18 protein-coding genes are annotated in these 19,175 nt (G+C 71.9%); 8 read left to right on the forward strand and 10 right to left on the reverse strand.

Annotation, left to right across the window (positions count from 1 at the left end):
• The first annotated feature begins 42 nt into the window (after window positions 1-42).
• The 3 genes from AC1DUE_RS17270 to AC1DUE_RS17280 all read left to right on the forward strand — a co-directional run bounded on the left by AC1DUE_RS17270 (window position 43) and on the right by AC1DUE_RS17280 (window position 3,533).
• Window positions 43-639 carry a DUF4190 domain-containing protein gene (locus AC1DUE_RS17270; RefSeq protein ID WP_477040650.1) on the forward strand — a complete coding sequence of 199 codons (597 nt, stop codon included), beginning with the start codon at window positions 43-45 and terminating at the stop codon, window positions 637-639.
• 84 nt (window positions 640-723) lie between these two features.
• On the forward strand, window positions 724-2,949 hold the full coding sequence (locus tag AC1DUE_RS17275; protein WP_477040651.1) for an aryl-beta-d-glycosidase: 2,226 nt from the start codon (window positions 724-726) through the stop codon (window positions 2,947-2,949).
• Between the two features lie 26 nt (window positions 2,950-2,975).
• Window positions 2,976-3,533 (forward strand): hypothetical protein, encoded by a 558-nt coding sequence (locus AC1DUE_RS17280; RefSeq protein WP_477040652.1) that lies wholly within the window; start codon window positions 2,976-2,978, stop codon window positions 3,531-3,533.
• A gap of 7 nt (window positions 3,534-3,540) precedes the next feature.
• Here the strand turns inward: AC1DUE_RS17280 and AC1DUE_RS17285 are convergent, their stop codons facing one another.
• The 4 genes from AC1DUE_RS17285 to AC1DUE_RS17300 form a co-directional block, all read right to left on the reverse strand.
• Window positions 3,541-4,197: a TetR/AcrR family transcriptional regulator gene (locus tag AC1DUE_RS17285; protein ID WP_477040653.1), complete on the reverse strand. Its 657-nt coding sequence runs from the start codon at window positions 4,195-4,197 to the stop codon at window positions 3,541-3,543.
• Between the two features lie 199 nt (window positions 4,198-4,396).
• A complete protein-coding gene (gene clpB, locus AC1DUE_RS17290) occupies window positions 4,397-6,991 on the reverse strand; it encodes an ATP-dependent chaperone ClpB (RefSeq protein ID WP_477040654.1) in 2,595 nt (864 codons plus the stop codon).
• Window positions 6,992-7,067: 76 nt separating this feature from the next.
• On the reverse strand, window positions 7,068-7,556 hold the full coding sequence (locus tag AC1DUE_RS17295; RefSeq protein WP_477040655.1) for a hypothetical protein: 489 nt from the start codon (window positions 7,554-7,556) through the stop codon (window positions 7,068-7,070).
• On the reverse strand, window positions 7,553-8,017 hold the full coding sequence (locus AC1DUE_RS17300) for an RNA polymerase sigma factor (protein WP_477040656.1): 465 nt from the start codon (window positions 8,015-8,017) through the stop codon (window positions 7,553-7,555). The genes AC1DUE_RS17295 and AC1DUE_RS17300 overlap by 4 nt, the downstream gene beginning before the upstream one ends.
• Before the next feature lie 100 nt (window positions 8,018-8,117).
• Between AC1DUE_RS17300 and AC1DUE_RS17305 the strand changes: the two genes are divergently transcribed.
• Window positions 8,118-9,074: an alpha/beta hydrolase gene (locus AC1DUE_RS17305; RefSeq protein ID WP_477040657.1), complete on the forward strand. Its 957-nt coding sequence runs from the start codon at window positions 8,118-8,120 to the stop codon at window positions 9,072-9,074.
• Window positions 9,071-10,018, forward strand: coding sequence for a YhjD/YihY/BrkB family envelope integrity protein (locus AC1DUE_RS17310; RefSeq protein ID WP_477040658.1), 948 nt, complete (start codon window positions 9,071-9,073; stop codon window positions 10,016-10,018). The genes AC1DUE_RS17305 and AC1DUE_RS17310 overlap by 4 nt, the downstream gene beginning before the upstream one ends.
• Here AC1DUE_RS17310 and AC1DUE_RS17315 read toward each other — a convergent pair.
• From AC1DUE_RS17315 to AC1DUE_RS17330, 4 genes are all read right to left on the reverse strand, one after another.
• Entirely contained in the window at window positions 9,975-11,093 is a 1,119-nt protein-coding gene (locus AC1DUE_RS17315) for a hypothetical protein (RefSeq protein ID WP_477040659.1), read from the reverse strand. The two genes, AC1DUE_RS17310 and AC1DUE_RS17315, sit on opposite strands and share 44 nt — an antisense overlap.
• Before the next feature lie 79 nt (window positions 11,094-11,172).
• Window positions 11,173-12,453 carry an ion channel protein gene (locus AC1DUE_RS17320; RefSeq protein ID WP_477040660.1) on the reverse strand — a complete coding sequence of 427 codons (1,281 nt, stop codon included), beginning with the start codon at window positions 12,451-12,453 and terminating at the stop codon, window positions 11,173-11,175.
• Window positions 12,450-12,887, reverse strand: a complete 438-nt coding sequence (locus AC1DUE_RS17325) for a hypothetical protein (RefSeq protein WP_477040661.1) — start codon at window positions 12,885-12,887, stop codon at window positions 12,450-12,452. The genes AC1DUE_RS17320 and AC1DUE_RS17325 overlap by 4 nt, the downstream gene beginning before the upstream one ends.
• Window positions 12,884-13,873 (reverse strand): cation diffusion facilitator family transporter, encoded by a 990-nt coding sequence (locus tag AC1DUE_RS17330; protein ID WP_477040662.1) that lies wholly within the window; start codon window positions 13,871-13,873, stop codon window positions 12,884-12,886. The genes AC1DUE_RS17325 and AC1DUE_RS17330 overlap by 4 nt, the downstream gene beginning before the upstream one ends.
• Window positions 13,874-13,949: 76 nt before the next feature.
• On the opposite strand from AC1DUE_RS17330, the gene AC1DUE_RS17335 reads away from it, so the two are divergent.
• Genes AC1DUE_RS17335 through AC1DUE_RS17345 form a run of 3 tightly spaced genes read left to right on the forward strand, consistent with a single transcriptional unit; the run spans window position 13,950 to window position 16,192 of the window.
• The gene (locus tag AC1DUE_RS17335; RefSeq protein WP_477040663.1) at window positions 13,950-14,726 is read left to right on the forward strand and encodes a VOC family protein; all 777 of its coding nucleotides are present in this window, start codon (window positions 13,950-13,952) and stop codon (window positions 14,724-14,726) included.
• Window positions 14,727-14,750: 24 nt separating this feature from the next.
• Complete coding sequence (trmB, locus tag AC1DUE_RS17340; RefSeq protein ID WP_477040664.1) at window positions 14,751-15,473, forward strand: tRNA (guanosine(46)-N7)-methyltransferase TrmB; 723 nt, start codon at window positions 14,751-14,753, stop codon at window positions 15,471-15,473.
• Window positions 15,470-16,192: a LysR substrate-binding domain-containing protein gene (locus tag AC1DUE_RS17345; protein WP_477040665.1), complete on the forward strand. Its 723-nt coding sequence runs from the start codon at window positions 15,470-15,472 to the stop codon at window positions 16,190-16,192. Before trmB ends, AC1DUE_RS17345 begins: the two co-directional genes overlap by 4 nt.
• 16 nt (window positions 16,193-16,208) lie before the next feature.
• On the opposite strand, the gene AC1DUE_RS17350 is transcribed toward AC1DUE_RS17345, so the two are convergent.
• Both AC1DUE_RS17350 and AC1DUE_RS17355 read right to left on the reverse strand, forming a co-directional pair.
• A complete protein-coding gene (locus AC1DUE_RS17350) occupies window positions 16,209-16,604 on the reverse strand; it encodes a DUF5997 family protein (protein WP_477040701.1) in 396 nt (131 codons plus the stop codon).
• Between the two features lie 86 nt (window positions 16,605-16,690).
• Window positions 16,691-19,162 (reverse strand): glycogen/starch/alpha-glucan phosphorylase, encoded by a 2,472-nt coding sequence (locus AC1DUE_RS17355; protein WP_477040666.1) that lies wholly within the window; start codon window positions 19,160-19,162, stop codon window positions 16,691-16,693.
• Window positions 19,163-19,175 lie beyond the last annotated feature (13 nt).

Consider the following 19,175-nt stretch of genomic DNA (forward strand, 5'->3'; position numbering starts at 1 on the left):
GAGCCGTACTACGCGGCGGGCTGGCCGACGCCTCGCGCACGCGTGGAGCCTCTGGCCGTCTGGTCGCTGGTCACGGGCATCCTGCTGCTCGGACCGGTGGCGCTCGTGCTCGCGGTCCTGGCGCTGCGCCGCATCGCTCGCGGCGGGACGCGCGGCAAGGGGATGGCGATCGCCGGTGCCGTGCTCGGGCTCGTCGGCACCCTGGCCCTCGTCGCTGCGGTCACCGCCGGGGTGCTCACGGCGGTCGCGACGCGGCCCCTGCCTGCGGACGTCTCGTCGGCCCGGACCGCGCACGCCCAGCAGCTCGTCACCGGCAACTGCCTGGAGACCCTCCCGGCGGACGGGCGCGTCGAGAGCGTCCGGGTGGTGCCGTGCGCCGACCCGCACGAGGCCCAGGTCGTCACGGTGTACGAGTTCTCCGACGACGCCGTCTGGCCGGGACAACGGGTCGCCGACTCGCGCGTCGCCCGCTCGTGCGTGCTCGACCAGGCCGAGCTGGACGCCGGCGTCACCCCCGCCACCTGGGCGCCGACCGAGCGGTCGTGGGCCCGCGGCGACCGGGTGGGGCTGTGCCTGGCCGTCGTCGCGGGCGGCGGGGTCACGGGCTCGTTCCTGGACGACTCGGCACAGCTTCCCTAGGACCCTTACCACTTGGTAGGGAATGGGCTACTGTCGGTGCGTACGGTTCTGTACCGATAAACCCGCACAAGGAGATTGCCCGCGATGACGCAGGTCTTCGATGTCGAGCGCGTCCTGGCTCAGCTCACCCTCGAGGAGAAGGCGTCGCTGACGTCCGGCTCCGACTTCTGGCACACGCAGCCGGTCGAGCGCGCGGGAGTCCCCGCGATCATGGTCACCGACGGTCCGCACGGCCTGCGCAAGCAGGCCGAGGAGGCGGACCACCTGGGCATCGGCAACTCGGTCCCCGCCACCTGCTTCCCGCCTGCGGCCGCGCTGGGCTCGTCGTGGGACGTCGACCTCCTGCACCGCGTCGGGGAGGCGCTCGGCCGCGAGACCCGCGCCAACGACGTCGCCGTGCTGCTGGGCCCGGGCGTGAACATCAAGCGCACCCCGCTGTGCGGCCGCAACTTCGAGTACGTCTCCGAGGACCCGGTGGTCGCGGGGACGCTCGCCGCCGCGCTGGTCGAGGGGATCCAGAGCCAGGGCGTCGGCACCTCGCTCAAGCACTTCGCGGCGAACAACCAGGAGACCGACCGCATGCGCGTCTCCGCGGACGTCGACGAGCGCACGCTGCGCGAGATCTACCTGCCGGCCTTCGAGCGCGTGGTCACCCAGGCCCAGCCGTGGACCGTGATGTGCGCCTACAACAAGCTCAATGGCACCTACGCCTCCGAGCACCACTGGCTGCTGACGGAGCTGCTGCGCGACGAGTGGGCGTTCGAGGGGCTCGTCGTGTCCGACTGGGGCGCCGTGCACGACCGCGTGCCGTCCCTCGCAGCCGGGCTGGACCTGCAGATGCCCGCCTCCGGTGCGGGTTCCGACGAGGCCGTCGTGGCCGCGGTCCGCGACGGCTCGCTCGACGAGTCCGTGCTCGACGTGGCCGTCCGCCGCGTGCTGCGCCTGGTCGAGCGCTCCCTGCCGGGGCTGTCCGGGGAGGTGACCTTCGACGTCGACACCCACCACGCGCTCGCTCGGGAGGCCGCCGCCGACGGGTCGGTCCTGCTGAAGAACGAGCCGGTCGACGGCGCGCCCCTTCTGCCGCTGGCCGGGTCTTTCGCCGTGATCGGCGAGTTCGCGCGGACGCCGCGCTACCAGGGGGCGGGCTCCTCGCAGGTCAACCCGACGCGGCTCGACGACGCGCTCACGTCGCTCGGCTCCGACGTCACGTTCGCCCCCGGCTTCACCATCGCCGGCGGCCCCGAGGGTGACGACGAGGCGCTGCGCGCCGGCGCCGTCGAGGTGGCCCGCACCGCCGAGACCGTCGTCGTGTTCCTCGGGCTGCCCGGGCCGGACGAGTCCGAGGGCTACGACCGCCCCCGCCTCGGCCTGCCCGACAACCAGGTGGCGGCGCTGCGCGCGATCGCCGCGGTCAACCCGCGGGTGGTCGTCGTGCTGGCCAACGGCTCCGCCGTGGCGGTCAGCGACTGGCAGGACCTCGCGCCGGCGATCCTCGAGACGTGGCTGGGCGGCCAGGCGGGCGGCTCGGCCGTCGCCGAGCTGCTGCGCGGCGAGCGCACCCCGTCGGGCAAGCTCACCGAGACCATCCCGCACCGCATCGAGGACACCCCCGCGTTCGGCAACTTCCCCGGCGAGCTCGGGCACGTGCGCTACGGCGAGGGCGTGCTGGTGGGCTACCGCTGGTATGACACCCGCGCGGCGGACGTGGCGTTCCCCTTCGGGCACGGCCTGTCGTACACGACGTTCTCCTACGGCGACGTCACGGCGACGGAGTCCTCGGCGTCCGTGACGGTCACCAACACGGGATCGGTGGCCGGTGCCGAGGTGGTCCAGGTCTACGTCCGCGACCCCGAGGCCTCCGTGCTGCGGCCCACCCGCGAGCTCAAGGCCTTCGGCAAGGTCTCGCTGGCGCCCGGCGAGTCCCGCACCCTGACGTTCGAGCTCACTCGTCGCGACCTGTCCTACTGGCACCCCGGGCTGCACCGGTGGGTCGTCGAGGGCGGCGAGTTCGTCATCGAGGTCGGCGCCTCGTCGCGCGACATCCGCGGGTCCGTCTCGATCGAGGTGGAGGGCGACCCCCTGTGGGGCGAGCTCACCGCGATGTCGACGATCGGCGAGTGGTTCGCGCACCCCGTCGGCGGACCGCTCATGCAGGGCGCGCTGACCATGCCGGCGGACATGCCGCCGATGGACGAGTCGATGCAGGCGATGCTCGCGCAGATGCCCGCCAAGGTGCTGGTGACGTTCGGCATGACCAGCTTCACGCTGGCCGACCTGGACAACCTCGTCGCCAAGGTGGCCGCCGGCTGACCCACCGGTGCGGGGACACTGGGCGCATGGGTGTGGTGACCGAGACGCTGCTCGACGACCTGTACGACGCCGGCGTCGTCTTCGAGGACGGGCTGACCGACGACGAGCTGCGCGACGTCGAGCGACGGCTCGGCATCGCCTTCGGGACCGACCATCGCGACCTGCTCAGCCGGGTGCTGCCCGTGGGCCGCGGCTGGCCGGACTGGCTCGCCGACGACGACGAGCTGCGTGCCCTCCTCGCGACGCCGGTGGAACGGGTCGTGTCCGACGCGCTCGACGACGGGTTCTGGCCCGCGTCGTGGGGCACGGTGCGCGGGGACGAGGCCGTCGCGCGCGCCCACCTCGCACGCGTGCCGGTGCTGGTGCCGGTCTTCGGGCACCGGTACCAGGCGGCGGGCGCGGCCACGGGTGCTCCGGTCCTGTCGGCCTACGGCAGGGACGTCATCTATTACGGCGCGGACCTGGCCGACTACCTGGGCCGCGAGTTCCTCGGCACGGTGTCACCGGTCCGGCCCGTCGACGGCGACCGGCGGGTCCCGTTCTGGTCGGACCTCGCCGACGGGACCGACGCCACCCGCATGTGACGGACGGTCACGGCCGGGGCGGTGCGTCCGGGCTGACCATCGCGGTGATCTGCTGGCGGAGGGCGGCCGCCATGTCGACGCGCGTCTGCGGGGTCTCGCTCTCGAGCAGGAACTGGACCTGCAGGCCGTCCATCACCGCCACCATCAGCCGCGCGGCGGTCCCGGGGTCGACGCCCTCGTGCAGCCGGCCCTCGTCGCGCCACCGCTCGAAGCCCTCGACCGCGTCGGCGACGATCTGCCGGTAGCGCTTCTGGAAGTACGCGTGCGCGGGGTGGTCGGGCGACGTGGCCTCGGCCGAGAGGGTGGCGAAGAGCTCGACGATCCCCGGGCGGGCGGCGTTGCGCTCCACGATCCGGACCAGCGCGTCGAAGAAGTCGACGCCGGCGTCCAGGTCGGCCTGGAACGCGGCGCCGTCGATCTCGTCGCGACGGACGAGCACGGCCTCCAGCAGCGCCGCCTTGCTGGGGAAGTGGTGCAGCAGCCCGGGGTGCGAGATGCCGACGCGCGCGGAGACCTCCCGCAGCGAGGCGGTGTTGTACCCGACCTCGCCGAACAGCTGCATCGCCGAGTCCAGGATCTCCTCGCGCGTCGCACGGCCCTTGGCGTAGCCGCCGCGGGGCCGGGTCGAAGCAGCAGAGCCGCTGGTGGCGGCCGTCGTCGTCATGTCCACAGGATCGCACCATTCCCGAATCCCGACCAGATGGTAACTTCTGCCTACCACGTGGTCAGGATTCAATGCAGAGCCGACCCGCCGTTCCGGTTCGGGCACGGCCTGACGACCTGAAGGCGCTGGCGAGGCCCGGTCGGTCCTCCGGACGAGAGAAGGGGCCCGCACGTCACCCGTGCGGGCCCCAACTCCCTGCTCAGTGGTGCGACGAGACGACGAGCCCCTGCTCGCCGCGCTCCACGACGACGGTGTCGCCGTCGGCGACCTCGCCGGCGAGCAGCCGCTTGGCCAGCCGGTCGCCGATCTCGCGCTGCACCAGCCGGCGCAACGGACGCGCGCCGTAGGCCGGGTCGTACCCCTCGAGCGCCAGCCACTCGGCCGCGGCCGGGGAGACCTCGAGCGTGAGCCGACGGTCCGCGAGCCGCTTGGCCAGCGACTCCACCTGCAGGCCGACGATGTGCCCGATCTCGTCCAGCGACAGCGGGTCGAACAGCACCACGTCGTCGAGCCGGTTGAGCAGCTCGGGCTTGAACGCCGACCGCACGGCACCCATCACCGCGTCGCGCTTGTCGCGGTCCGACAGCAACGGGTCGACGAGGAACTGCGAGCCGAGGTTCGACGTCATCACGAGGATGACGTTGCGGAAGTCGACCGTGCGGCCCTGGCCGTCGGTCAGGCGGCCGTCGTCGAGCACCTGCAGCAGGAGGTCGAAGACCTCGGGGTGGGCCTTCTCGACCTCGTCGAGAAGCACGACGGAGTACGGCCGACGGCGGACGGCCTCGGTGAGCTGGCCGCCCTCCTCGTACCCGACGTAGCCGGGAGGGGCGCCGACGAGCCGGGCCACCGAGTGCTTCTCGGAGTACTCCGACATGTCGATGCGGACCATGGCGCGCTCGTCGTCGAACAGGAAGTCCGCGAGCGCCTTGGCCAGCTCGGTCTTGCCGACGCCGGTGGGGCCGAGGAACAGGAACGAGCCCGTGGGCCGGTCCGGGTCGGAGATGCCCGCGCGGGCGCGACGGACCGCGTCCGACACGGCGGCGACGGCCTTCTTCTGGCCGATCAGCCGCTCGCCCAGCACGTCCTCCATGCGCAGCAGCTTGGCCTGCTCGGCCTCGAGCAGCCGCCCGGCGGGGATGCCGGTCCACTGCGCGACGACGTCCGCGACCTCGTCGGGACCCACGCGGTCGGCGATCATCGGCGGGCCCTGGTCGACGAGCTCCTCGGACGCCTCAGACTCCTCGGCCTCGCTGATCTGCTCCTGGAGCGCCGGGATCTCGCCGTACTGGATGCGCGCGGCACCGGACAGGTCGCCCTCGCGCAGCAGCCGCTCGGCATCGGAGCGCAGGCCGTCGAGGCGGGCCTTGAGGTCGCCGACGAGGTTGTGGCCGGCCTTCTCCTTCTCCCACCGGGCCGTCAGGGACGCCAGGTCCTCGCGCCGGTCGGCGAGGTCCTTGCGCAGCCGCGCCAGCCGGTCCTTCGACGCGGGGTCGTCGGACTCGCTGAGCACGACCTCCTCCATCTCCAGACGCGTGACGGCGCGCTGCAGCTCGTCCACCTCGATCGGCGACGAGTCCAGCTCCATCCGCAGGCGCGACGCGGCCTCGTCGACGAGGTCGATGGCCTTGTCGGGCAGCTGGCGGCCCGTGATGTACCGGTCGGACAGGGCGGCCGCCGCGACGAGCGCGGAGTCGGCGATGGTGACCTTGTGGTGCGCCTCGTAGCGCTCCTTGAGCCCGCGCAGGATCGCGACGGTGTCCTCCACGGACGGCTCGCCGACGAAGACCTGCTGGAACCGGCGCTCCAGGGCGGGGTCCTTCTCGATGCGCTCGCGGTACTCGTCGAGCGTCGTCGCGCCGACCAGCCGGAGCTCGCCGCGGGCCAGCATGGGCTTGAGCATGTTGCCCGCGTCCATCGCACCCTCGCCGCCGGCACCCGCGCCGACGACCGTGTGGATCTCGTCGATGAACGTGACGACCTCGCCGTTCGAGCCGGTGATCTCCTCGAGGACGGCCTTGAGCCGCTCCTCGAACTCGCCGCGGTACTTGGCGCCGGCCACCATCGCGGCCAGGTCGAGCGAGACCAGCTTCTTGCCGCGCAGGCTCTCGGGCACGTCCCCGGCGACGATGCGCTGGGCCAGCCCCTCGACGACGGCCGTCTTGCCGACGCCGGGCTCGCCGATGAGGACGGGGTTGTTCTTGGTGCGACGGGACAGCACCTGCACGACGCGGCGGATCTCGGAGTCGCGGCCGATGACCGGGTCGAGCTTGCCGTCGCGCGCGAGCTGCGTCAGGTCGACGCCGTACTTCTCGAGGGCCTTGTAGGTGCCCTCCGGGTTCGGGGTGGTGACGCGTGCGGAGCCGCGCACCGTCGGCAGCGCGGCGGCCAGCGCCTCGCGCGACGCCCCCTGGGCACGGAGCGCGTCGGCGATGCCGGACTGTCCGGCGGCCAGGCCGAGCAGCAGGTGCTCGGTGGAGACGAAGTCGTCGCCGAGGGCTCGGGCCTCGGACGAGGCGGCCTCCAGCGCGGTGGACATGGCGCGCGAGGCCGAGGGCTGCGCCATGGACGCGCCGCTGGCGGTCGGCAGGCCGACGAGCATGCCGCGCACGGAACGGCCGAGCGCGCTGCGGTCGGCGCCGACCGCGTCGAGCAGCCCGTTGGCCACGCCGCCCTGCTGCTCGAGCAGCGCAGCGAGCAGGTGCACGGGCTCGAGCTGCGGGTTGCCAGCGGCGGAGGCGGCCTGGATGGCGTCGCCCAGGGCCTCCTGGGAACGAGTGGTGAACTTGGCGTCCACATGACCTCCTGATGAGTCGGAACGTCTCGTGCAACCACGATCAGAGTTGAGTCTATTCCGCTCAACTCTGCGAGGGCTACGGGTGGACCGTCCCCCACCTCTCGACATCCTGGCCGTCCGCCTTGTCCTTCTGCCACGCGAGGTAGTCCGCCGAGTAGGCGTCGAGCTCCTCGAGGGTGTCGAAGGCGCGCGTGGCGTGCAGGTCCCGCTCGGTGTCGACGTCGCTCTCGGTGAAGGTGCCGAAGCCGTCCTTGGTGAGCGCCACCAGGTCATCCTGCGTGATCCGCTCCCCGCGGTAGAGGACGTCGAGCATGTCGGCGTCGACGACCACCGCCTCCGAGCTGCTGCGCTCTGCAGCGGTGACCGTGATCGCTGCTGCGGCGGACAAGCCCGCGAGGACCAGCAGGGACACGAGCAGGGAGCCGACGACGAGCGGGCGGGTCCGGCGCGGGGTCGTGCGCGTCTCGTCCAGTGGCGGGTCGGCGAGCATGGTGGTCAGGAGGTCCTGGCGTACGGCCAGCACCTGCTCGGGGGTCAGGTCGCGGGGTCCGGGCAGGTCGATCATGCCGAGATCACCGGCTCCTCGAGCGGCCCGCGCGTGCGGTCCAGCGACCAGCGCACCGAGGCGACCTGGAGGCCGAGCTCGTGCGCGATCTGCTCGTCGGACAACCCACCGAAGGCGTGCAGCTCGAGGATCTCGCGGTGCCGCCCCTTCACGTGCGCGATCCGGTGCAGCACGTCGCGCATCGCGACCTCGCCGGCGTCGGAGGCCGAGCGCTGCGTCGGGATCAACCGGCGGCCTCGCGGCACGGACAGCGTCGCCAGGTGCAGCAGCAGGGGCAGCGCGCCGTCGTCGGAGGGCGTCAGGTCACCCCGGCGTCGCCACGCCTGCAGGAACGCCTCGGTCAGCAGCTCCTGGGCGGCGGCCCACGACCCGGTCAGCCGGAAGCAGTAGAGGTGGACGGCCTGGTGGTGCCGGTCGAAGAGCGTCCCGAACGCGGGCGCGTCGTCTCGATCCTCTGACAACCAGAGGTCTCGATCGGTGCGCGCGTCCACACCGTTCTGATCGGCACGGACGGGCGCTGTTCTGAGCCTGTTCCGGGGACCGACGTGGCACGATCACGCCATGACCCCGGCGCAGGAGCACCCCGACGTCCTCGGCCCTGGCTGGACGGCCCGCACGCTGACGCTCCGCCCCGACGGCACGACGCCCGGGCCGGTCGCCACGCTCGTGCACCACACCTCCGACGGGCCCGCGTCCCGGCGCGCGGTGCTCTACGTCCACGGGTTCGTCGACTACTTCTTCCACACCGTCTTCGCCCACGCCCTCCAGGACGCGGGGTACGACCTGTACGCGCTCGATCTGCGCGACTTCGGGCGGTCCATCCAGGAAGGTCGGCCGGCCAACTTCACGACGAGCCTGGCCACCTACGCCGAGGAGATCGACGCCGCCATCGCCCTGCTGCGCCAGGACCACGACCACGTCGCGCTGCTGGCCCACTCGATGGGCGGCCTGATCACGTCGCTGTGGGCCGATGCCCGCGCCGGCACCGGCAAGATCGACGCGCTCGTCCTCAACAGCCCGTGGCTGGAGCTGCGCGGGAACTGGTTCGAGCGGACGATCCTCACGGCGGTCCTGGACGTCGTCGGACGGATCGCCCCGAGGCTGACGGTGGGCCACGTGGGCCGGTTCTACGGCGAGGCCCTGCACCAGGACACCGGCGGCGAGTGGGTGTACGACCTGACCTGGAAGCCGCACCGTGGGTTCCCCGCCCGCGCCGGACTGGTCCGCACCGTCCGGCGCGGGCACAAGCGTGTCGCGCGCGGTCTGGGCATCGACGTGCCCGTGCTCGTCCTCGCGTCCGACCGGTCGGGGCCTGACGCCACGTGGCACCCGGACCTGGTCACCACCGACTCGGTGCTCGACGTCGCCGAGATCAAGGCCCGGGCACCGCTGCTCGGGTCCGACGTCACCTTCGTCGAGATCCCGGGCGGTGCTCACGACCTCGCGCTGTCGCCCGGACCCGCCCGCAGCCTCTACACGGCCCAGGTCATCGCCTTCCTCGACGAACGGCTGCGATGAAGGAGCGGTACGCGCGCTGGAGGCTGCGCGCCATTCGGACCGCCGCCCGGCTGAAGATCCGCGGGACCCGCATCTGGGAGGGCATGCGCGGGACGCCGCTGGGCATCCTGATCGAGCGGGTCATCAACGGCTTCACCGCCATCGAGCCGTTCGACCGGGCCATGACGCTCGCCGCGCAGGCCTTCGTCTCGATCGTGCCGATCATGATCGTCGCCGCTGCGATCCGGCCCAACAAGGAGAGCTTCGGCGCGTCCATGGGCGACGCGATGGGGCTGTCCGACTCCGTCCAGGCGACGCTCGCCGGGAGCATCCCCAGCTCGGCAGCCGTGGCGAGCGGCGTCGGGTTCTTCGGGTTCCTCGTGGCGTTCTTCAGTGCGACCTCCTACTCGCGGGCGCTGGAGCGGATGTTCCTCAAGGTGTGGGAGGTGCCCAAGCCGCCGCTGCGCACGGCCTGGCGGTGGATCGCGACGATCCTCGCCGTCCTGGTCGCGCTCTCGCTGCTGGCGTTCACAGCCTCGCTCCTCGGCGACAACCCGCTCGACAATCTCGTCGAGGATGTCGTCCGGTTCGTCGTCTGGACCGTCGTGTGGACCTACGTGCCCTGGGTGCTGATGCGCACCGAGATCTCCTTGCGGGCGCTCGCCTTCACGGGGGCCGTGATCTCGCTCGCGCTGACCGTCCTGGGGCTCGTCGGCACGATCTACCTGCCGATCGTCCTGACCACGGGAGCCGAGGAGTTCGGGGTGCTCGGCCTCGTCTTCGCCTACATCTCGTGGGTGTTCGTGCTCAGCTTCGCGATCGTCGTCGGGACGGTCGTCGGGCGCGCCTGCGCGCAGGACGAGGGGATCCTCGGCCGGCTCGTGCGCGGACCGTCCCCGGAGGACGCCAACGTGCCGAACCTCAGCGCCGATGCCTGGCGACGCTGGGGCGGGTTGGACGGCTGACGAGCACGAACGCCGTCCCGGCGAGCAGGGTGACGAGGATCGTCAGCCGAAGCGCTCCCTGGTCGGTCCCGGTCGCGGCGAGCTCGTCGGCGCTGACCGCGATCGGAGCCCACGCGATCAGGGCGCCCGTCACCGAGTAGGCCGCCACGCTGTGCCCGCCCGCGGTCAGGTCGGTCGGCAGCGTGGTCGACGCCGTCGCCTGCGCCGAGAGCGTGTGGACGCCCAGGCTGCGGGGGGTCGAGAACACGACGATCTCCACCTGCTCCCCGGCGTGGCCCGGCACCGTCACCAGGATCTCGCCGCCCGGTCGCAGGTCGCCCGTGATGGTGGCCTTGCCCTGGGCCTCCGGCACGAGGTCCGCCGACGACTTCGGTGGCGTCGTCGTCGAGGTCTGCAGCGCGACGGGGGTGGGAGGGCCGGTCGGCGAGGGGCTCGGGCTGGGCGGCGGTGCGAGCCCGAACGAGTGCGTGACGCAGCCCGCGGTGGCCGAGTGGATGACCGCGTCGCCGATCGCGCCGGACCCCAGCGAGAAGCCGATCGCACGGACCCGGACGTCGGTGACGTTGTTCGCGGCGTACGCGGCGACCACCTCGTCGAGCGTGCCGTAGGCCAGCTGGTAGCTCGGGTTGGGCCCGGCCGGCAGGCCCGCGATCGGCTTGTTGATCCACCAGTCGGCGAACAGCGGCTCGTGGACCAGGTTGCCCTTCCAGACGCCGTCGACGTAGATCGTCAGGTTGATGCCCGGGGCGGCGCCGCTGCTCTGGGTGACGTCGAGGTCCACGCTGCCGGCGTCGGCCAGCGCGAAGTCGGTGGCCACGTAGCCCGCCGACTTCGCCTTCGACAGGTCCGCGCCGTCGGTCCACACCCGCAGGCCGCCGGGGACGTACTCGTGGTGGCCGCCGGTGCGCGACTCGGAGAAGTCCCAGCCTGCCGCGTCGAGCTCGGTCGACACCGGCGCGGGAGAGCACGCGGCGGTGGCCTGGGCACCCGTCGGCGCGGCCAGGACGAGCCCGAGCACGCTGAGGGCGATCACGGCGCCGAGGTGGCGGCGCGACGTGGGCAGAGGACGACTCATACGAACGCATCGACTGCCGGGAGCGATTGCTGAGGACTCGTTCGGGGGCAGTTTCTCCACCGGCCACCCGGACGAGTGATCAGGTGGGTGCTACCACCTGCTCGGGAGCCTTCGGTGCGATGAGCTGCGGCCGGTTGGTCACGAGCAGCCACGCGACGAGGGTCGCGAGGATGAACGCCGGCAGCAGGATCATCTGCGGCACCACCGCGACCGCCATGAAGATGCTCAGCCACCCGCTGCGCGTCGCGGCCACGAGGATGCCGACGCACGCGCTCCCGACGGCGAGCGGCAGCGGGACGACGTCCGGCCACGCCTGGTGGATCGCGAACCCGAGCGTCACGCCGATGAAGAGCGTCGGGAAGATGCGCCCGCCGCGGAAGCCCGACGTGGCGGCGACCAGCAGCGCGAACAGCTTGACCACGCCGAACACCAGGAAGCCGACCGCGGTGGTCGTCGCGGCCAGACCCGGCAGCTCCTGCATCTGCTTCAGACCCTTGAACAGGGTCACCTCGCCGCCGATCGCGCCCAGGATGCCCAGCAGCAGACCGCCGACCGTCAGCATGATGACCGGGTGCCGGAGCTTCTGGAACGCGCTGTGGAACGGCACGAAGAGGTACACCGCGATCAGCCCGAAGGCGGCGGTGGCGAGCGAGATGACGATGGCCAGCCCCAGGTCCTTCAGACCTCCGGCGACGTAGGTGCCCACGTCGACCGAGAGGTTGAGGTCGGCCAGCTGCATCGTCGTCAACGCACCGGCGGTGGCCGCGACGAGCGGGGCGAACAGCCTGTCCCAGAGCGGGATGCGCTTGTCGCCGGCGTTCAGCTCCGACAGGAGCAGCGCGGCCGCGACGGGCGTGCCGAACATGGCGCCGATGGTCCCGGCGACCGCGATCGCGAGCCAGATCGGCGCGTTGACCCGCGGGAAGAGCTTCAGCCCGACCCAGACGATGATCCCGACGTTGATGCCGATGATCGGGTTCTCCGGACCGAGGCTGACGCCGCCCGCGAGCATGAGGATGAGTGCGACGGCCAGGCCCGGCAGGACGAACGGCTTGAGCGGCGCCGCGACGAGCTCGAGGGTCGCCGGGTCCGGGCCCGCGTGGCCCGGCATGTACCGCACGACGAGCCCGATCAGGAAGCCCGTGACCGTGAGCATGATGATCGTCCACGCGTTGCCGTGGGCCTCGAAGCCGAAGGACGCCGAGACGTCGTCCCACAGCCAGTCCGACAGGTGCTCCGCGATCTCGCTGAGCGAGATCAGCGAGACCGAGCAGAAGATTCCCATCACGGCCGCCGGCAGGGCGAGCTTGATCAGGTCCCCGACCGGGACGTGGAACGGGGCGTCGTCGACGGTGCTCATGTCTGTGCTCCTCGGTCGTCATGGTCGGCCACCCACTGCTCGCCGCGGGCCACGGCTTCCTCCAGCGCTTCCAGCACGACCGGCGACGACACCCCGCTGAGCAGCAGCAGGTTGTCGCGCTCGCCCAGACGCTTCGGCTGCGACACCACCGCCTTCACGAAGGTCGCCGACGGGATGACCGGGACCGTGCGCAGGCTGAGCACCAGGGCCGCGCCCCGAGTCTCGTCGGTCCGGGGCCAGGACTCGTCGAGGCGCGCCACCTCGGCGAAGAACCCGAGACCCTCGTCGGCGAGCGCGGTCACGGCGTGCGACGGCACGCTCTCGGGCAGGTCCGCGACCAGCCAGCGCCCGTCGTCGCGGCGACGCCACGTGGCCAGCAGCCCCGTGAGACCCGAGACGACGTCCTTGCCGGTGGGCCTGCCCCACCCCTTCACGAGGCGTTCCTCGGCACCAATGAGACATCCTCAGGTTCGGAGAGCGAGAGCAGGGCGCCGACGATGTGCGGGTTGCCGGCGATCCTGCGCTCCAGCGACGCGAGCACGTGCGACGCCTCATCCTCGGGCAGGTTGCCGACGAGGTCCACAGCCCCGGTCAGGAACAGCATCCGTGCGCCGACGAACTCCAGGCGCAGCTCGGTGACGCGGGCGACCTCGCTGAGCCTGAGCAGCTCGCGCAGGGCCGCGTTCTGCAGGTCCGGGTCGGCGCTCTCGCCGACGAGGAACCGCCGGTTGCGGTCGATGAGCACGATCGCGACGATGCCCAGCAGCACGCCGACGAGGATCGACCCGATCGCGTCCGGCGTCGCCGAGCCCGTGAGCTGGTGCAGCCCGATCCCGGCGAACGCGATCGCGATGCCGACGAGCGCGGCACCGTCCTCGAAGAACACCGCCCGGACGGTCGGGTCGCTGGTCTCCAGCACGTGCTCCAGCACGTCGCGGTCGCGCCGGGCGGCTGCGGCCTTGGCCTGCCGGGACGCCTGGAAGAACGACGCACCCTCGAGCAGCGCGCTGATGGCCAGGACGGCGTAGGCGATGCCGAAGTCGCTCGCAGGCTCCGGATGGGCCAGCTCCTGGATGCCGTGCGTGATCGAGACGCCGGCGCCGACGGCGAACAGGCCGATGGCCGCGAACAGCGACCACACGTAGACCTCGCGGCCGTGGCCCAGCGGGTGGGCGGGGTCGGCCGGCTTGGCCGCCCGTCGCTGCGCGACGAGCAGGAACACCTCGTTGCCCGTGTCCGCCCAGGAGTGCGCCGCCTCAGCGAGCATCGACGCCGACCCGGTGACCACCGCGGCGAACGACTTGGCCACCGCGATGAGGATGTTCGCGACGAACGCGACGACGACCGTCAGAACGCTCTCGTCGCCCGGCGACTCGTCGTCGACCGGAACCACCGGCACGCTCGGTTCGCTCGACGACATGTGCCCTGGGTAGCACACCGGCGCGGCGACTGTCTCCTGACCTGCGCCTGAGCCTGCCCGGGTGTTGGGTGGACGCATGACGACCCACCGCGACGCCTGGCCGGCAGGCTCGCCGGCGTGGGCCGACATCACCGTCCCGTCGCTGGCCACCGCCCGGGACTTCTACGGCGCGCTGTTCGGGTGGACGTTCGAGGTGGGCGGCCCCGAGACCGGCGGCTACACGCAGGCCTTCCTCGACGGCCGGCGCGTGGTCGGGCTGACCGAGCCCATGGGTCCCCCGTCGCCGCCCGCGTGGTGCGTCTACCTCGCGACCGACGACCTGCTCGCGACCGCCGAGTCCGTGCTCGCCCACGGTGGGTCGGTGGTGCTCGCACCGATGGGGATCCTCGGCTTCGGCACGATGGGCCTGTACGCCGATCCCACGGGCGCGGTGTTCGGGCTGTGGCAGGCCGGCACCCACACCGGCTGGGACGTCGACGAGGAGCCCGGATCGGTCACCTGGACCGAGGTCATGGTGCACGACCAGCCGCAGGCGCTGTCCTTCTACCGGGACGTGTTCGGGTACGCCGTCGACGACCTCAGCGCACCCGGTTTCACGTACGCGTCGCTGTCGCTGGGCGCCGGCCCGCTCGCCGGCGTCGGCCAGTACAGCCCGTCCGCGGGCGCCTCCGCCCCGCCTGCCTGGACGCTCTACTTCGCCGTGTCCGACACCGACGCGGCGGCCTCGGCCGTCACGGAGCTCGGCGGGACGGTGGTCAGCCCGCCCACCGACACACCCTTCGGCCGCATGGCGATCGCCGCCGGGCCGTTCGGCGAGGTGTTCGCCGTGATGGGACCGCGGCTCACTTCCTGACCGCAGCCGCCTACGCTGGCGAGCGTGAGCCTCCCGTCCGACGCGTTCCGCCTCGAAGCCGCGCGTCCGCACGAGCCGCTGCGCACGTACCACCCGCGCCGCTCGTCGCTCGGCCCCGAGCGCGAGGAGGACCTGCGGGTCCAGTTCCCGCGGTTCGGCTTCTCGGTGCACGACGAGACCCGGTCGGGCTCCCTGGACACCGTGGCCCTGTTCGGTCGGTCCGCTCCCCTGGTGCTCGAGATCGGCTCGGGCATGGGCGAGACGACCGCCGCGATGGCCGCCGCCGACCCCGCTCGTGACTACCTCGCCGTCGAGGCGCACCTGCCGGGCGTCGCCTCGTTGCTCGGGCTCGTCGCACGCGGCGGTCTCACCAACGTCCGCGTCGGCCACGGTGACGCGCTCGACCTGGTCCGTCGCGCGCTGCCGACCGAGTCCCTCGACGCCGTGCACGTGTTCTTCCCGGACCCCTGGCCCAAGGCCCGCCACCACAAGCGCCGGCTCGTTCAGCCGTCGCACGTGGCGCTGCTACGGTCGCGGCTGCGCGTCGGCGGCGTGCTGCATTGCGCGACCGACTGGGTGGACTACGCCGACGCGATGCTGGAGGCCCTGACGGCGGACCCGTTCCTGTCGAACGTGGCCGACGGCTTCGTGCCCAGGCCCGCGTCGCGACCGGTCACCAAGTTCGAGCAGCGGGGCCTCGACCTGGGCCACGAGGTCCGGGACCTGATCTTCCGGAGGGTCAGATGACGGCCGAGACCGTGTTCCGCGTCGCGCTGGTGCCCGGCGTGAACCCCGACCGGTGGCTGCGCGTCTGGCAGGAGCGGCTGGCCGACGTCCCCGTGCAGCTCGTGCACTCCACGCCCGCCGAGGCGGTCGAAGCGCTGCGCGACGGGTCGGCCGACGTGGCCCTCGTGCGCCTGCCGGTCGCCGGCGACGAGCTCTCGGTCATCCCGCTGTACACGGAGGCCACGGTCGTCGTCGTGCCCAAGGACCACCTCGTCACGGCCGCCGACGACGAGATCGACGCCCTCGACCTCGCCGACGAGACCCTGATCGTCCCCCTCGACGACACCCTGGGCTGGGTCGATCCCCCCGGGTCGGCCTTCGTCGGCGGCGTCGTCGAGACGACCTCGGACGCGGTCGACCTGGTGGCCGCGGGCGTCGGGGTGCTGGTCGTCCCGCAGTCGATCGGCCGGCTGCACCAGCGCCGCGGCCTGACCGTGCGCACCGTCCGGGAGGCGCCCGGTTCGTCGATCGGCCTCGCGTGGGTGACCGACCGCTACGACGACCTCACCGAGGAGTTCATCGGCATCGTCCGCGGGCGCACGGCCACCTCGAGCCGCGGCCGCGGCGCACCGGCGCCGGAGCCCGCACCGAAGGCGAAGAAGCCGCAGCAGCCGCGCACGAAGGCGGCCAAGCCCCGCCCGACGACGAAGAGCCGCCCCAAACCGCGTCGGACCCGCTGACGCGACGCGGCTGCGGTCAGGCCTTCGGCTTCTCGGCGGCGGCCGCCGAGGCGGCTGCGGCGCGGCGGTCGGCCTCGCGGGACTCCTGGCGACGCTCCTCGCGACGGACCTCGGCGGCGATCTCACGCTCGCGGACCAGCCACGACGGCGGGTCGGCCTGCAGGGCCTCGATCTCGGCGGTCGTCAGCGGGTCGGTGACGCCGCCACGCGCGAGCCCGGAGATCGAGATGCGCAGACGGCCGGCGATCACGGAGCGCGGGTGCGGTCCGTCGCGGCGCAGGTCGACCAGCCACTGCGGCGGGTTGCGCTGGAGCTCGGTCAGCTCGTCGCGCGTCACCGACGACTCCTGGAACTCCGCAGGCGTGGCCGGCAGGTACACGTCGAGCTTGGCGGCGGCGGTCGACGCCTTCATCTCCTGGGACTTCTTGGGCGGTGGTGTCACAGAGCCAAGGGTAGGCCCGGGCCTGACGAACACAGACCCGGGCCTACCCAGGGGCCTCAGCTCGCGGGCGCCACCGGGTCGGTGTGCCAGATGCGGTCGATGTAGTCGCGCATGCTGCGGTCGGAGGAGAAGAACCCGGACCGCGCGACGTTGAGCACCGCCGACCGCGTCCAGCCCTCGGTGTCGGCGTAGGCCACGTCGACCCGGGCCTGCGCGTCGATGTACGCCTGGTAGTCGGCGAGCACCAGGAACCGGTCCTCGTTCAGCAGGTTGGACACGATCGGCTCGAAGACCGCGCGGTCGCCGCCCGAGAAGTGCCCCGACGCGATGAGGTCCAGGGCGTGCCGCAGGGAGCGGTTCGACTCGTAGTAGGACGTCGGGTGGTAGCCGCTGTCGACGATGTCGGCCACCTCGGGCTCCAGGAGCCCGAAGAGGAAGAAGTTGTCGTCGCCGACGAGCTCGCGGATCTCGACGTTCGCGCCGTCGTCCGTACCGATCGTCAGCGCACCGTTGAGCGCGAACTTCATGTTGCCCGTGCCGGAGGCCTCCTTGCCGGCGAGCGAGATCTGCTCGGACAGGTCGGCCGCGGGGATGAGCTTCTCCGCGAGCGTGACGTTGTAGTTGGCCGGGAACGCGATGCTCAGGCGGCCCTTGAGCTCGGGGTCGGCGTTGATGGTCCGCCCGACGGCGTTGATCAGGCCGATCGTCTGCTTGGCCATCCGGTACCCGGGGGCCGCCTTGGCGCCGAACGCGAACGTGCGGGGCGTGACGTCCTCGATGGAGACCTGGCCCGAGCGCACCTGGTCGTACAGCGTCACCACGTGCAGGAGCTTCAGGGTCTGGCGCTTGTACTCGTGCAGGCGCTTGACCATGACGTCGAGCATCGTGTCCGGGTCCACCGTGATGCCGTCGCGCTCGGCCAGCACGTCGACCAGCCGGAGCTTGTTGGCGCGCTTGACCTGGCGGAACGCGGCGCGGAAGTCGGCGTCCTCCGCCAGCGGCTCGAGCTCGCGCAGTCGCTCCAGGTCCGTGACCCAGCCGTCGCCGATCGCCGACGTGATCAGCCCCGACAGCCCCGGGTTGGCCAGCCGGACGAACCGGCGGGGTGTGATGCCGTTGGTGACGTTGGTGAACTTGTCGGGGTAGTGGTCCGAGAAGTCGTGCAGCACCTTGTCGCGCAGCAGCTGCGAGTGCAGGGCCGCGACGCCGTTGACCTTGGACCCGGCCACCGTCGCCAGATACGCCATGCGGACGGCGCGCTCGGGGTACTCGGCGATGATCGACATGCGCCGCACGCGCAGCTCGTCGTCCGGGTACGCGACCCGCAGCTCGGCCATGAACTCCTCGTTGATCTTGTAGATGATCTCGAGGTGGCGCGGCAGGAGCTTGCCCAGGAGCTCGGTCGACCAGACTTCGAGCGCCTCGGGCAGCAGCGTGTGGCAGGTGTACGCGAAGCACTTCTGCGTGACCTCCCACGCGTCCGCCCAGGTCCACTTCTTCTCGTCGACGAGGATCCGCATGAGCTCGGGGATCGCGATGACGGGGTGGGTGTCGTTGAGCTGGAAGATGATCCGCTCGGGCAGGTTGCGCAGGTTGAAGTCCGACGGGAGCACCTGGTCGAGGAAGTCGCGCAGCGAGCACGCGACGAAGAAGTACTGCTGCTGCAGACGCAGCTCCTTGCCCTGCGGCGTCGAGTCCTCGGGGTAGAGGACCTTGGAGATGTTCTCCGCGAAGGTCTGCGCGCGCACGGCCTGCGCGTAGTCGCCGGCGTTGAAGATCTCGAGGTCGAACGCGCGGGTCGCGCGGGCGCTCCAGAGGCGCAGCGTGTTGACGCGGCCGTTCTCGAAGCCGGGGACCATGTAGTTGTAGGGGACGCCGAGGACGCTCCAGCCCGGCACCCACCGCGAGCGCGTCACGCCCGCGTCGTCGTACGTCTCGGTGTGGCCGCCGAAGTCGACGGTCACCGCCGACTCGGGGTGCGGGAACTCCCACGGCGAGCCGAGAGCCAGCCAGTTGTCGGGCTTCTCCACCTGCCAGCCGTCGACGAACGTCTGGCGGAAGATGCCGTACTCGTAGCGGATGCCGTAGCCGATGCAGGGCACGTTCATCGTCGCGAGGGAGTCGATGAAGCACGCGGCGAGACGGCCGAGGCCACCGTTGCCCAGGCCAGGCTCCACCTCGGCGTCACGCAGCTCGGCGAGGTCGATGCCCAGCGAGGCCAGCCCCTCCTCGACGATGCCCTCGAGGTCGGAGGCGAGCAGCGCGTTGTCGAGCTGGCGGCCCAGCAGGAACTCGGCGGACAGATACGCGACCGACTTGGCCTGGAGCTGGTACTGCCGGCGCAGCGTGGCCAGCCAGCGGACCATGAGGTAGTGCCGCACCGTGCGGGCCATGGCGAGGTACTTGTCGTTCACCGACGCCTTGGTGAGGTCGGTGCCCTGCCCGAAGTTCAGCTCGCGCAGGAACTCACGGACGAAGCCCTCGACGGTGTGCTCTGGGGTCGCGATGGGGGTCGTTGTATCCGTCACCCGTGCCACGCTA

This window comes from Cellulomonas sp. P4_A2 (assembly GCF_056402515.1).

Excerpts from the sequence above, each read along its gene's own strand:
- AC1DUE_RS17275 (WP_477040651.1), top strand. The coding sequence starts at position 724 with ATGACGCAGGTCTTCGATGTCGAGCGCGTCCTGGCTCAGCTCACCCTC.
- AC1DUE_RS17350 (WP_477040701.1), bottom strand. The coding sequence starts at position 16,604 with ATGAAGGCGTCGACCGCCGCCGCCAAGCTCGACGTGTACCTGCCGGCC.
- AC1DUE_RS17345 (WP_477040665.1), top strand. The coding sequence starts at position 15,470 with ATGACGGCCGAGACCGTGTTCCGCGTCGCGCTGGTGCCCGGCGTGAAC.
- AC1DUE_RS17280 (WP_477040652.1), top strand. The coding sequence starts at position 2,976 with ATGGGTGTGGTGACCGAGACGCTGCTCGACGACCTGTACGACGCCGGC.
- AC1DUE_RS17285 (WP_477040653.1), bottom strand. The coding sequence starts at position 4,197 with ATGACGACGACGGCCGCCACCAGCGGCTCTGCTGCTTCGACCCGGCCC.
- AC1DUE_RS17330 (WP_477040662.1), bottom strand. The coding sequence starts at position 13,873 with ATGTCGTCGAGCGAACCGAGCGTGCCGGTGGTTCCGGTCGACGACGAG.
- AC1DUE_RS17310 (WP_477040658.1), top strand. The coding sequence starts at position 9,071 with ATGAAGGAGCGGTACGCGCGCTGGAGGCTGCGCGCCATTCGGACCGCC.
- AC1DUE_RS17305 (WP_477040657.1), top strand. The coding sequence starts at position 8,118 with ATGACCCCGGCGCAGGAGCACCCCGACGTCCTCGGCCCTGGCTGGACG.
- AC1DUE_RS17320 (WP_477040660.1), bottom strand. The coding sequence starts at position 12,453 with ATGAGCACCGTCGACGACGCCCCGTTCCACGTCCCGGTCGGGGACCTG.
- AC1DUE_RS17335 (WP_477040663.1), top strand. The coding sequence starts at position 13,950 with ATGACGACCCACCGCGACGCCTGGCCGGCAGGCTCGCCGGCGTGGGCC.
- AC1DUE_RS17315 (WP_477040659.1), bottom strand. The coding sequence starts at position 11,093 with ATGAGTCGTCCTCTGCCCACGTCGCGCCGCCACCTCGGCGCCGTGATC.
- AC1DUE_RS17295 (WP_477040655.1), bottom strand. The coding sequence starts at position 7,556 with ATGATCGACCTGCCCGGACCCCGCGACCTGACCCCCGAGCAGGTGCTG.